This is a genomic window from Allobosea sp. 2KB_26, from assembly GCF_052115715.1.
Classification (GTDB): Bacteria; Pseudomonadota; Alphaproteobacteria; order Rhizobiales; family Beijerinckiaceae; genus Allobosea.
The window spans coordinates 116,284-128,642 of sequence record NZ_JBFRHE010000006.1 but is presented as its reverse complement, the minus strand read 5'-3'; the positions used below and the strand labels follow the sequence as shown (position 1 = coordinate 128,642).

The following is a 12,359-nucleotide window of genomic DNA, read 5'->3' as shown; positions in this document are numbered from 1 at the left end:
GCTGCGTACTCAGACGTGAATCGGCTTGCTGTGATTGTGGAACGCCTTCAGCCGCCGGAACACAGCTGTATCGTAGTTCTCCGGCACCGCGGCCTCACCCGTGATCCAGGACAGCAGGTCTCGGTCGAGAACCTCGATCAACTGCTCGAACTCGTCGAGTTCGACATCGCTCAACGCGCCGATCTCGGCATCGGCAAAGCGGCCCATGATCAGGTCGGTCTCGCGCATGCCGCGATGCCAGGCCCGGAACAGGATCTTGCGACGGCGCGGATCGAGATCGGCACTGGTGCGGGAAGAGCCACTCATCGTAAGCCTCGCATGAAACGCAAACGGCGGAACGGGCCGGCCCCGTCGCGGAACCTGCCGATGCAGGCTATATAGCGATGGCGTCGGGGCGAGTCAGTGGCCGAACCGCCGCGTTTCCCGCAATTCCGGTTCCCGCCCGAGGCAGATGCGTCCTTCCCTGCTTGATCCACTCTTTGCTCCCGCAACGACATTGCCCGGCGTCGGCCCCAAGCTCGGCAAGCTGCTGGACAAGCTGCTCGGCGACGAGACACAGCCTGCGCGGGTCGTGGACCTGCTGTTCCACCTTCCCACAGGCGCCATCGATCGTCGCCCCAGCGCCAGCATCGCCGACGCTCCGGTCGGCGGTGTCGCGACCTTCTCGGCGCGTGTCACCGAGCATCGCCCCGCCCCGCCGGGCAAGGCCAAGGCCCCCTATCGCGTCATCGTCGAGGACGAGACCGGCGATGTGACCCTGGTCTTCTTCCATGCCGATGTCCGCCACCTCCTGCAGACGCTGCCGGTCGGCGAGTTCCGCATCATCTCAGGCAAGCTCGAGCTCTGGGACGGCATGCGCCAAATGGTCCACCCCGACCGCATCATGGATGCTCGGGCCTTCGCCAGCCTGCCAGCGATCGAGCCCGTCTACGGCCTGACGGAAGGCATCGGCCCCCGCGTCATGACGCGGATCGTGGCAGCAGCGGCGGAAAAATGCCCGGACCTCGCCGAATGGCAGGATCGCAGCTTTCTGCAGAAGGCCGGCTTCGCCTCCTTCGCCGAGGCGATCCGCGCCCTGCACCACCCGCCCGACCTGCGCGCCGTCGAGGGCGACACGATCGCACGCAGGCGCGTTGCCTATGACGAGTTGCTGGCGAGCCAGATCGCGCTTGCGCTTGTGCGCCGGCAGCAGAAGAAGGCAGCCGGGCGCGTCACCGCCGGAGACGGCCGCATACTCAAGGCGATCGAGGCGGCCCTGCCCTTTTCGCTCACCGATGGCCAGCGTCAAGCCGTGGCCGACATCCATTCGGACATGGAGAAGCCCGAGCGCATGCTGCGCCTGCTGCAGGGCGATGTCGGCTCGGGAAAGACCGTTGTCGCCCTGATGGCGATGGTCGCAGCCGCCGAGGCCGGCCGGCAATCGGTCCTGATGGCCCCGACGGAGATCCTGGCGCGCCAGCATGCCGAGCGGCTGGCGCCACTGGCGGACTCCGCCGGGCTCACGCTCGCCCTGCTGACAGGCCGCGAGAAGGGCGCTGGCCGACGCCAGGTGCTCGAGCGGTTGGCGAGCGGCGAGATCGCCATCGTGGTCGGCACCCATGCCCTGTTCCAGGAAGGCGTCGTCTTCCATGATCTCGCGCTGGCGGTGGTCGACGAACAGCACCGTTTCGGCGTCCACCAGCGCCTGATGCTGGGCTCGAAGGGCGAGGCCGTCGACGTGCTAGTCATGACCGCAACGCCGATCCCCCGCACGTTGGCGCTGACCTGGTTCGGAGACATGGATGTCTCGGTACTCGCCGAGAAGCCGGCCGGCCGCAAGCCGATCTCGACACGCGCGATCTCGCTCGAACGCTATGACGAGGTCGTCGGGGCCGTCGGCCGCGCGCTCGAGGCCGGCGCGCAGGTTTACTGGGTCTGCCCGCTCGTCCAGGAATCGGACACGCTCGATGTCGCCGCCGCGCAGGAGCGCTTCGAGGAGTTGCGCGGGCATTTCGGCGCAAGGGTCGGGCTGCTGCATGGCCAGATGCCCGGGCGCGAAAAGGACGCTGCGATGGCGGCCTTCGTTGCCGGCGAGACGCGCATCCTGGTTTCGACCACCGTCATCGAAGTCGGGGTCGACGTGCCCAATGCCAGTGTCATGGTGATCGAGCATGCCGAGCGCTTTGGCTTGGCACAGCTCCACCAGCTGCGCGGGCGGATCGGGCGCGGATCGGCCGCATCGACCTGTCTCCTGCTCTACAAGGGGCCGCTGGGCCCGGTCGCGGAAGCGCGGTTGACCATCATGCGCGAGACCGAGGACGGCTTTCGCATCGCCGAAGAGGATCTGCGCCTGCGTGGCGAAGGCGAGGTACTCGGCACGCGCCAGTCCGGCTCCCCCGACTGGCGCGTTGCTCGCCCCGAAATCGATGGCGATCTGCTGGCCGCCGCTCGCGATGATGCGCGGCTCCTGATCGAGCGCGACCCGCACCTCGCCGCGGAGCGCGGCGAGGCCGTCAGGACGCTGCTCTATCTGTTCGAGCGGGACGTCGCGATCAGGCTCTTGCGCGCGGGGTAGCACTCACGATCCTGCAGGAGATCAATCCCGATCAAGCGCCCCTAACGCGGGATCGGCATCGTCCGGTGCGCCTTCGTGAGAGCCACAATGGACCCAATCAGCAAAGCCGTGTGGTGCGTCGAGAGCCGCTTCGCCTCCGGGATCTCGCTCGACGAGATCGCCTCGGTCAGCGGCGTCTCGCGCTTCCATCTCTGCCGCGCCTTCGGCAACGCGACCGGCCGTTCGGTGATGCGCTATGTGCGCGAGCGCCGGCTGACCGAAGCCGCCCGGAGACTGGCGAATGGCGCACCCGACATCCTCTCCGTCGCGCTGGACTGGGGATACGGCTCTCACGAGGCCTTCACCCGCGCCTTTCGCGAGCAATTCGGCCTCACGCCCGAAGAACTGCGCGAGCGGCGCGATCTCTCGGCGCTCAAGCTCGTGGAGCCCATCGTCATGGACGCAAACCCAACCGTTATCCTGGAAGAACCTCGCTCACTGACCGGCAAGAGTATGCTCGTTGCCGGGTTCGGCAGCCGCTACACCTATGAGACCACAGCCGGCATTCCGTCGCTCTGGCAGAAGCTCTCTCCGCATTTCGGCCATGTCCCGGACCAGATCGGAAGCATCGGCTACGGCGTCTGCTACAACGCCGATGACGAGGGCAGCTTCGACTATCTTGCTGGCGTCGAGGTGAAATCCTTTTCCGACCTGCCACCCGAATTCGATCGCATCCGCATTCCCGAGCAGAACTATGTCGTGTTCCTGCATCACGGCCATATCTCGGGCATCAAGGGCACATTCGACGCAATCTGGCGCGACTGGTTGCCGAAGAAGGGCTGGAAAGCCTCGGAAGGGCCGAGCTTCGAGCGCTATGACGAGCGCTTCGATCCGCAAAGCGGTACCGGAACCGTCGAAATCTGGATTCCGTTGAAGGCCTGACGCCCCCCCGGATGGGAAAGGACGGCAAGTCCGCAGATCAGTTCTGGGACTTGCCGTTGCCTTGCGGCGCCTTCGAGCCGTTCTCGCCCGGCTGGATCAGCCCGGCGGACATGATGAGCTTGGCACCGTCCTCCACGGAGATCGAAAGCTCCACCACCTCGCGGCGCGGCAGGTAGAAGAAGAAACCCGTGGTCGGGTTCGGCGTGCAGGGCAGGAAGACGCCGATCTGCTCGCTGCCATCCGGCAGCCGTGAGCCGATCTCCGGCGCCGCCTCCTGCGAGATGAAAACGATGGACCACATGCCCGGCTGTGGGAACTGCACCATGCCGACCTTGCGGAACGAAGTGCCCGATTGCGAGAAGATCGTCTCGAAAACCTGCTTCACGCCCTTGTAGAGGCCGCGGATCACCGGCATCCGGTGCAGGATCGCCTCTCCCGCATCGAGCAGGGTACGTCCGACCAGGTTGGCCGTCAGGAAGCCGAGCAGGGTCAAGCCGATCAATCCGATCACCAGCCCGAAGCCCGGGATCGGATAGGGAAGATACGTCTCGGGCAAATAATTGTTCGGGATCAGCGGCTTCACCACCCCGTCGATCAGGTTGATGAACCACCAGGTCACCGAAGCGGTGATCGCCAGCGGCCCCGCGATCACGAGCCCGGTCAGGAAATAGCGGCGCAGCCGCGTGCCCGCAGTCGGCCGCAGCAAGTCCGGCTGAAGCATGAGGCTGGGATCAGGAGGGCCGTCTGATGTCATGGCGGTCCGGAATCCGATCTCCAAATGGCGTGCTTGCCTCGGCGGCGCTGCATCGCGATATGAGCAGGATAGCCGAGCCGGTGCTGCTGACCAGCCCCGTCTGACGTGCCGACGCGAATGCGGATGGATTTCGTGACCGAAACACCCCGGCAACTCCGCCGCTGGTACAGGCCGCTGATGTTCGCCGCTGGTTGGGTGTTCACGGGAATCGGGGTTATCGGCCTCGTGCTGCCGCTGATGCCGGGAACAGTCTTCCTGATTCTCGCGGCCTGGTGCTTTTCACGCTCCTCGCCTCGCTTCGAGGCTTGGCTGCTTGGCCATCCCAGACTGGGTCCGCATGTCCGTCGCTGGCGCGCAACCGGCGCGATCGACCGTCGGGCGAAATGGATCGCCTGCGGCTCCATGCTGTTCAGCTTCGGACTGGTGGCGCTGAGCGACGCTCCGCCTGTCGCGCTCTGGGCCAGCGGTGCCAGCCTGCTCGCAGCCGGAACCTATGTGGCGAGCCGGCCGGAGCCGACCCGCGAGGATTGATCACTCGACCGAGGAATGATCACTCGACAGTGACGGATTTTGCCAGGTTGCGCGGCTGGTCGACGTCCTTGCCCATGAAAACCGCTGTTTGATAGGCGATCATCTGGATCGGGACCGCATAGACGATCGGTGCGAACAGCGGGTCCATATCCGGCATCACGATCGTCACCTCGGGCTGGATGCCGCATTCGGCGGCGCCCTTGGCGTCGGTGATCAGGATGATCCGGCCGCCACGTGCCGCGACCTCCTGCATGTTGGAGGCGGTCTTCTCGAACAGCGTATCATGCGGTGCGATGACGATGACCGGCATGTCCTCGTCGATCAGTGCGATAGGACCATGCTTCAGCTCACCTGCCGGATAACCTTCGGCGTGTATATAGCTGATTTCTTTGAGCTTCAGGGCACCCTCGAGCGCCATCGGGAAGCTCGTGCCACGGCCGAGATAGAGCACGTCGCGCGCTTTCGACAGCTTTCGGGCGAGCTTTTCGATCTCGGGTTCCAGCGTCAGCGCCTGCGCCATCAATCCCGGTAGAGCGATCAGCTCGCGGACATATCGGGCCTCCTCCGCCTCCGAGAGCGTGCCGCGGCCGCGAGCTGCCGCAAGGGCCAGGCTCGCCAGCGCGGTCAGCTGGCAGGTAAAGGCCTTGGTCGAGGCCACTCCAATTTCCGGCCCGGCCAGGGTCGGTGCCACGGCATCGCTCTCACGCGCGATGGTCGAGGTTGGCACATTCACGACGGAAAGGACGTGCTGCCCTTCCTGACGGGCGTAGCGCAGGCAGGCGAGCGTATCGGCGGTTTCGCCCGATTGCGAGACGAAGAGCGCGAGACCGTCCTTGGGCAGCGGCGCCTCGCGATAGCGGAACTCGGAGGCGACATCGATCTCGACGGGCAAGCGCGCCAGCTTCTCGAACCAATACTTCGCCGTCAGCCCGGCATAATAGGCCGTTCCGCAGGCCGAGATCGACAGCCGCGACAGCGCGTTCCAGTCGAAGGGGGCATCAAAGGGCAGGCGCACGGTCCCCGCAGCCATGTCCAGATACTTCGTCAGCGTATGGCCGACGACCTCCGGCTGCTCATGGATCTCCTTGGCCATGAAATGATGGTAGTTGCCCTTCTCGACCAGGAAAGTGCCGGCGGCGACGCGCTGCGCGCGACGCTCCACCTGCGCGCCCGTGACGTCGTAGAAGGTCGCGCTCTTGCGATGCAGCACGACCCAGTCGCCTTCTTCCAGATAGGCGATGAGATTGGTGAAAGGGGCGAGCGCCAGCGCGTCAGAGCCGAGATACATCTCGCCATCGCCAACTCCGACTGCGAGCGGCGAGCCCTTGCGAGCGCCGATCAGCAGGTCTTCTTCGCCCTGGAACAGGAATGCGAGCGCAAAGGCACCGCGCAGACGTGGCAGGCTGGCCGCGACCGCCGCGACCGGATCCTTGCCCTGCTCCATCTCACTGGTGACGAGATGGGCGACGATCTCCGTATCGGTCTCGGTCTCGAAGACGCGGCCCGCAGCTTCGAGCTCGGCGCGCAACTCGCGGAAGTTCTCGATGATGCCATTATGCACGACCGCGAGCTTCTCGGTCGCATGCGGGTGAGCATTGGTCTCGTTCGGCTTGCCATGCGTCGCCCAGCGCGTATGGCCGATGCCGATCAGCCCATCGAGCGGCTCGTTCGACAGGCGGATCTCGAGATTCCTGAGCTTGCCCTCGGCACGGCGGCGCGTGAGCAGACCCTTCTCCAGCGTCGCGACGCCGGCGGAATCATAGCCGCGGTATTCGAGCCGCCGCAGCGCCTCGACCACCTGAATGGCTACGGCTTCCTTGCCCAGGATCCCCACAATGCCACACATGCCCGACCTCTTTGAGTGTTGCCGTTGCCGGCCCGTGTAGCTGCGAACGCCAAAAACACCCAATCACGTTGAATGTCAGACTGTGAACAGGCGGTTTCGTCGTCGATTCAATCCGTGCTCTTCAATCTGTTTTCTTGGCCGCACTCAGCTTCCTGGCCTTTGCCTTCTCCCTGAACACCTTCGCCCAACCGTCCCGCCCGACTTGCCTGCCGCGGGCGATCGCCAGCCCGTCAGGCGGAACATCGGTGGTGATGACCGAACCGGAGCCGACATAAGCCCCATCGCCGATCGTCACCGGGGCGACCAGCGACGAGTTCGAACCGACAAAGGCGCCGGCACCGATCGTCGTCTTGTATTTGAAGAATCCGTCATAATTACAGGTGATCGTACCGGCACCGATATTGGCTTCGGCGCCGACGCTCGCGTCCCCGATATAGGTGAGATGGCTGACCTTGGCCCCTTCCCCGATATCCGCCGCCTTGATCTCCACGAAGTTCCCGACCTTGGCCTTACGCGCCAGCTTCGCGCCGGGGCGCAGCCGGCCATAAGGCCCGACACTCGCCTGCGGGCCAACCTCCGCGCCCTCCAGATGCGAGAAGGCATGAATCACTGCGCCATCGGCAATGCTGACACCGGGGCCGAAGACGACATTGGGTTCGATCAGGACATCGCTGCCGATTGTCGTATCGAAGCTGAAGAACACGGTCTCGGGCGCAATCAGCGTCGCACCCTCCTTCATCACCGCCAAGCGCTTGCGGCGCTGGAATTCTGCTTCCGCAGCAGCGAGTTGGGCGCGGTCATTGACGCCCTGCACTTCGCTTTCGGGGGCGCTCAGCGCGACCACCTTCAAGCCCCTGGCGCGAGCAAGCGCCGGGGCGTCGGTCAGATAGAATTCGTTCTGGGCGTTCGAACTGCCGATTGAATCGAGAATGGCAAGGGCGTGCCGACCGTCCAACGCCATCAGCCCGGCATTGCAGAACCCGATTGCCCGCTCAGCTGTGCTCGCATCCTTGTGCTCCACGATGGCTTCCAGAACGCCGTCACGCATCACGAACCGCCCGTAGCCAGTCGGGTCGGCAGCCTCGAATCCCAACGCAACGACCGGCGCACCATCGGCAAGCGCAGCCCGCAGCGACAGGAACGTCTCCGGGCGAACCAGCGGCGTATCCGCGAAGGCGACGAGGACATCGTCATAGCCCTCGGCCAGTGCCGCACGCGCCGCGAGCACCGCGTGCGCCGTGCCACGGCGCTCGACCTGAACGAAGACGCGCGCCGACGGCAAGAGCGCCGCGACCTCGGCTGCGACATCCGGGCGATCCGGCCCGATCACCACAGCGACCGCATCCGCTCCCGCCGCAGCGACCGCCGCAAGCGCATGACCGAGCAGCGAGCGGCCGGCCATCTCATGCAGCACCTTCGGACGCTGCGATTTCATCCGGGTGCCCTCGCCCGCGGCGAGAATAACTGCGAGGCAGGTACGTCCGGGCTGCATTTCGGTCATGATTGTCGGCTTCCCTGCGGAGCTAGCCTTTCGCTCCCGTGACCCTGATGGTGTCGCGTGGGCGATTTGGTGCATGGTGGCATTGCGGTCGCCGTGGATAGCCGATCCTGATGGCATTTGCCAAAACCTCCGGAGAGATCTTCGGCCGGCGTATTCGAGGGGCGAGACGCAATGGCAATACCTTTCCGCCGGCAACGCGAACGCGTTGCCCAAGTCGCTGACCGCACGCAATTTTTAAGCGCCGACCGCTTTTCAGTCAGCCGAAAAATGATCTAGAAGCGCTGGGGTGCGACTGCGCCGCCCGCGTATGTTGGAAATAATGTCGAATTCCGTGAATCGCCGATGGTTTCTGGAGGGCGCGGCGTACAGCCTCGCCGCCGCTCCGCTTATGGGCGTCCGCCCTGCATTTTCTCAGGCCAGCTGGGCCGCAACCGTACAGTCAGTGATCGCGGAAGGTCAGCGTTTCGATCCCGCGCTGGTTGTCGAGGCCGCCCGCATGTTGTCGCGGCGGCCGATGGTGCCGGCGACGACGAATGATCTGCCCGAAGGCTACGCCACCCTGCCCTTCGACCAGTTCTCCGGGATTCGCGCGCAACCCGGCGGCCTGATCTGGGCGGGAGAGAATCGCGGCTTCACGGTCGAACCTCTGCATCGCGGTTACGTCTTTTCTGCTCCCGTCAGCCTGTTCACTGTCGAGGACGAAGTGGTGCGCCGCGTGGCGTTCGATCGCGGCAAGTTCGACTACGGCAAGGTTGCGCCGCCGCCGGCGGGGGTCGATCTGCAGTTCTCCGGCTTCAGGGTCTCCGCCGGGCTCGAGCGGCCTTACGAGGTCGCGATCTTCCAGGGAGCGACCTTCTTCCGCGCTGTAGCACGCGGCCAGAACTTCGGCGCGCTGGCACGCGCGCTGATCCTGCGCCCCGGCGAGACCCGCGGCGAGGAGATTCCCTTCTTCCGCGCCTTCTGGATCGAGCGCCCCAATCCGGCATCGGGCATGCTCGTGATTCACGCCCTGCTCGATTCCGAGAGCCTGTCAGGTGCGGTCCGGATGACACTGCGTCCTGGCGACGTCACATTCATCGATGTCGAGATGACCTTGTTCGCGCGGCAGGTGCTAGACCATGTCGGCTTCGGCTGCACTACGGGCACCTTCATGTCGGGGCCTCAGAGCCGCCGGACCTTCGACGACATCCGCCCGGCCGTGCACGAGGTCTCCGGTGTCCAGATGCTCACCGGCGCCGGCGAATGGATCTACCGCCCGGTCAGCAACCCGACCAATCTGCAGGTCTCTTCTTTCGTCGACACCAATCCGCGCGGCTTCGGTCTCGTCCAGCGCGAGCGTGATCCGGCGGCGTTCCAGGATGACGACCAACGCTTCGAGCTTCGCCCCAGTGTCTGGATGGAACCGCTTGGAGAATGGGGAGCCGGTTCAGTCCAGCTGATCGAGATCCCAAGCGATTCTGATATCAACAGCAACATCATTTCCTACTGGCGGCCGCGCCAGCCGATCGCCGCGGGCAGTGAAACCACGATCGCCTATCGCCAGGCCTGGTGCTGGCAGCCACCCGAGCGACCACCGCTCGCCCTGGCCACGCGGATGCGTCAAGGCCGGGGCACGCAGGGTCGGCGTCGGCGCTTCTTGGTCGAGTTCACAGGTGACAAGCTGGCGGACCCCGCTGTGGTTGCCGCGACGCGCGCCAATATCACGACGACGACCGGGGCGATCCATGGTTTGCGTCTTTGGCCTTATCCGGAACGCAAGCTGATGCGGGTCCGCTTCGAGGTCGACCCTGGCAACGAGAATCTCTCCGAACTGCGACTTGTGCTCGAAGCCGGCGGCCAGCCCGTATCGGAAACCTGGTTAAATCGATGGACGTGGTGACCGAGATGCCGCCGCGCGCGGTCGAAACCGCTCCCCGTCCGGGCTTGCCCCGTCCGGAGGCAGCGACCCCGCCTGAGAACCGGCTGGTGATGCCGGTCCAGTCCTTCCGCAGCTGGAAGGCCTCGGAACGCCGCAAACCCGCCGCGCCACTGGCCTGGACGACGCCGTGGCTTAAGCGCCTCTTCGTCTTCGGCGGCGGGCTCGCGCTCACCGCCTATGGCGCCTGGGAAATGTACCACGTCGTGTCGGTCAGCCGCACGACCTTCCTCCAGTATGTCCTGCTGCTGCTGTTCACGGTCAACTTCTCGTGGATCGCACTCGCCTTCACCAGCGCGCTGATGGGGTTCTTCGGCCTGCTGTTCCGGACCGGCCGGACCGAAAGGGCGGAATCCCTGCAGCATCGCACCGTCGTAGTGATGCCGATCTACAATGAGTCGACGGCGCGGACCTTCGCGGCGCTGGCCGCGATCCGGGAATCGGTAGAGGCCACGGGCCTCGGGGCGCATTTCGACTATTTCATCGTCTCGGACACGACCAATCCCGATGTCTGGATTGCCGAGGAGCGGGCTTTTCTCGCCCTTCGCGAACGGCTCGGCCCCGGCGCGCGGGTCTATTACCGACACCGCCCGAAGAACCATCACCGCAAGGCCGGCAACATCGCCGATTTCGTCACCCGTTGGGGCGGTGACTACGAGCACATGGTCGTGCTCGACGCCGACAGCCTGATGACCGGCACCTGCATCGTGCGCCTCGCTGCCGCGATGGAGGCCGATCCCGACGCAGGCATCATTCAGTCGCTGCCGCTGATCATCAACCGCAACACCTTCTTCGCGCGGCTGCAGCAATTCGCGGCACGGGTCTACGGACCGGTGATCGCGACCGGCCTCGCCATGTGGTCGGGCCGCGACGGCAATTACTGGGGCCATAACGCGATCATTCGCACCAAGGCCTTCGCCGACCATTGCGGGCTGCCCGATCTGAAGGGCAAGCCGCCCTTCGGCGGGCATGTCCTGAGCCATGACTTCGTCGAGGCCGCGCTGATGCGCCGTGCCGGCTGGTCGGTCTATATGCTTCCCGACCTGACCGGCTCCTATGAGGAGAGCCCGCCCTCCCTGATCGACATCTCGGTGCGCGACCGCCGCTGGGCGCAGGGCAACCTGCAGCACTCCCGCATCATCGGCGCCAAGGGCTTCGTCTGGTCGACGCGCCAGCATTTCGCCACCGGCATCATGGGCTATCTCGCCTCGCCGTTCTGGCTGATGCAGCTCGTGGTCGGCATCCTGATCGTGCTGCAGGTCAATTACGCGCGCCCTGAGTACTTCACCCAGGAGTTCACGCTCTTCCCGGTCTGGCCGCGCTTCGACCCCGAACGCGCCTTGAATCTGTTCGCCCTGACGATGGCGATCCTGCTCGCGCCAAAGCTCTTTGGTCTGCTGCTGACCCTGTTTGACGGCAAGCTGCGGCGCGCCTGCGGCGGTACCATCCGGCTGATCCTCTCGTCGCTGCTCGAGATCCTGTTCTCGGCCTTTTTCGCGCCGATCATGATGCTGATCCAGTCGGGCTCAGTCTTCCAGATCTTGCTCGGACGCGACACGGGCTGGAACCCGCAGCGCCGCGACGACGGCTCGATTCCGCTGAAGGACATTATCCGGCGCCACCGAATGCACACGGCACTCGGCGCCATCGCCGGTATCTCGGCCTTCATGATCGCGACCTCGCTCTTCGCCTGGATGTCGCCGACGATCGTGGGTCTCGTGCTGGCGATCCCGCTGTCCTGGGCATCGGGCCAGCTCGCGCTCGGGCTCTGGCTGAAGCGGCACAAGCTCCTGGTGACGCCGGAGGAAGGCGACCCGCCGGCGATCGCGCTGCGTGCCAATGCGCTGCAGGAGGAATTCGCCAAGGCGGGCTTCGACGAAGCCGACGGCCTCAAGGCGCTGCATGCCGATCCGCGCCTGCGCGCCGAGCACGACATGATGCTCCCCGAGGGGCATCCGCGCCGTCGCGGTGAAGTCGAACCCGAGCGCGCCGTCGCACAGGCAAAGCTGGTCGACGCGGAGACGATCGACGAGGCGGCGATCTGGCTGAAGCCGAGGGAACGTATGGTCGTGCTTCACGACCGCGCTCTGGTTGGCTTGCTGTCCTCGCTCCAGCCATCAAAGGACTAAGGCATCGGCCCGAAAAGTGGATTGCGGTTTTCGGGAAAGCCGATGCAAACACAAAGGGTTAAGATCATCGGACCGGATACCATTTCCGGTCCGCTGATATAAGACAGAGCAAGCTCGTCAGCTTCGGACAGACGGCAGGGGACCGGAACCAATCGTCGCGCACGCGCCATGCGATGGAACCCGCCCCCCGGTGCCTGCCTTCGACAAT

The 12,359-nt window shown here is 65.1% G+C and carries 9 protein-coding genes; 5 read left to right on the top strand and 4 right to left on the bottom strand.

The window, feature by feature from the left end; translation table 11 throughout:
* Positions 1-9: 9 nt before the first annotated feature.
* Positions 10-306, bottom strand: coding sequence for an FAD assembly factor SdhE (locus tag AB4099_RS17980; protein WP_441479036.1), 297 nt, complete (start codon positions 304-306; stop codon positions 10-12).
* 145 nt (positions 307-451) lie between these two features.
* Between AB4099_RS17980 and recG the strand changes: the two genes are divergently transcribed.
* Complete coding sequence (recG, locus tag AB4099_RS17975; RefSeq protein WP_441479035.1) at positions 452-2,554, top strand: ATP-dependent DNA helicase RecG; 2,103 nt, start codon at positions 452-454, stop codon at positions 2,552-2,554.
* An 87-nt stretch (positions 2,555-2,641) separates the two neighbouring features.
* On the top strand, positions 2,642-3,475 hold the full coding sequence (locus AB4099_RS17970; RefSeq protein WP_441479034.1) for an AraC family transcriptional regulator: 834 nt from the start codon (positions 2,642-2,644) through the stop codon (positions 3,473-3,475).
* A 37-nt stretch (positions 3,476-3,512) separates the two neighbouring features.
* On the opposite strand, the gene AB4099_RS17965 is transcribed toward AB4099_RS17970, so the two are convergent.
* Positions 3,513-4,196 carry a DUF502 domain-containing protein gene (locus AB4099_RS17965; RefSeq protein WP_441479033.1) on the bottom strand — a complete coding sequence of 228 codons (684 nt, stop codon included), beginning with the start codon at positions 4,194-4,196 and terminating at the stop codon, positions 3,513-3,515.
* A gap of 165 nt (positions 4,197-4,361) precedes the next feature.
* Between AB4099_RS17965 and AB4099_RS17960 the strand changes: the two genes are divergently transcribed.
* Positions 4,362-4,760, top strand: coding sequence for a YbaN family protein (locus AB4099_RS17960; protein WP_441479032.1), 399 nt, complete (start codon positions 4,362-4,364; stop codon positions 4,758-4,760).
* A gap of 19 nt (positions 4,761-4,779) precedes the next feature.
* On the opposite strand, the gene glmS is transcribed toward AB4099_RS17960, so the two are convergent.
* Both glmS and glmU read right to left on the bottom strand, forming a co-directional pair.
* Positions 4,780-6,606 (bottom strand): glutamine--fructose-6-phosphate transaminase (isomerizing), encoded by a 1,827-nt coding sequence (glmS, locus tag AB4099_RS17955; RefSeq protein ID WP_441479031.1) that lies wholly within the window; start codon positions 6,604-6,606, stop codon positions 4,780-4,782.
* Positions 6,607-6,727: 121 nt separating this feature from the next.
* Positions 6,728-8,098, bottom strand: a complete 1,371-nt coding sequence (gene glmU, locus AB4099_RS17950; RefSeq protein ID WP_441479214.1) for a bifunctional UDP-N-acetylglucosamine diphosphorylase/glucosamine-1-phosphate N-acetyltransferase GlmU — start codon at positions 8,096-8,098, stop codon at positions 6,728-6,730.
* 451 nt (positions 8,099-8,549) lie between these two features.
* Between glmU and AB4099_RS17945 the strand changes: the two genes are divergently transcribed.
* Together AB4099_RS17945 and mdoH are read left to right on the top strand one after the other, a co-directional pair.
* Positions 8,550-9,986, top strand: a complete 1,437-nt coding sequence (locus AB4099_RS17945) for an OpgD/OpgG family glucan biosynthesis protein (protein ID WP_441479030.1) — start codon at positions 8,550-8,552, stop codon at positions 9,984-9,986.
* Between the two features lie 5 nt (positions 9,987-9,991).
* Positions 9,992-12,151, top strand: a complete 2,160-nt coding sequence (gene mdoH, locus AB4099_RS17940) for a glucans biosynthesis glucosyltransferase MdoH (protein WP_441479213.1) — start codon at positions 9,992-9,994, stop codon at positions 12,149-12,151.
* Positions 12,152-12,359: the final 208 nt, after the last annotated feature.

What these genes read in the sequence shown, in the direction of transcription:
- AB4099_RS17980 (WP_441479036.1), bottom strand. Translation starts at nt 306, where the DNA reads ATGAGTGGCTCTTCCCGCACCAGTGCCGATCTCGATCCGCGCCGTCGC.
- recG (WP_441479035.1), top strand. Translation starts at nt 452, where the DNA reads ATGCGTCCTTCCCTGCTTGATCCACTCTTTGCTCCCGCAACGACATTG.
- AB4099_RS17970 (WP_441479034.1), top strand. Translation starts at nt 2,642, where the DNA reads ATGGACCCAATCAGCAAAGCCGTGTGGTGCGTCGAGAGCCGCTTCGCC.
- AB4099_RS17965 (WP_441479033.1), bottom strand. Translation starts at nt 4,196, where the DNA reads ATGCTTCAGCCGGACTTGCTGCGGCCGACTGCGGGCACGCGGCTGCGC.
- glmS (WP_441479031.1), bottom strand. Translation starts at nt 6,606, where the DNA reads ATGTGTGGCATTGTGGGGATCCTGGGCAAGGAAGCCGTAGCCATTCAG.
- glmU (WP_441479214.1), bottom strand. Translation starts at nt 8,098, where the DNA reads ATGCAGCCCGGACGTACCTGCCTCGCAGTTATTCTCGCCGCGGGCGAG.
- mdoH (WP_441479213.1), top strand. Translation starts at nt 9,992, where the DNA reads ATGCCGCCGCGCGCGGTCGAAACCGCTCCCCGTCCGGGCTTGCCCCGT.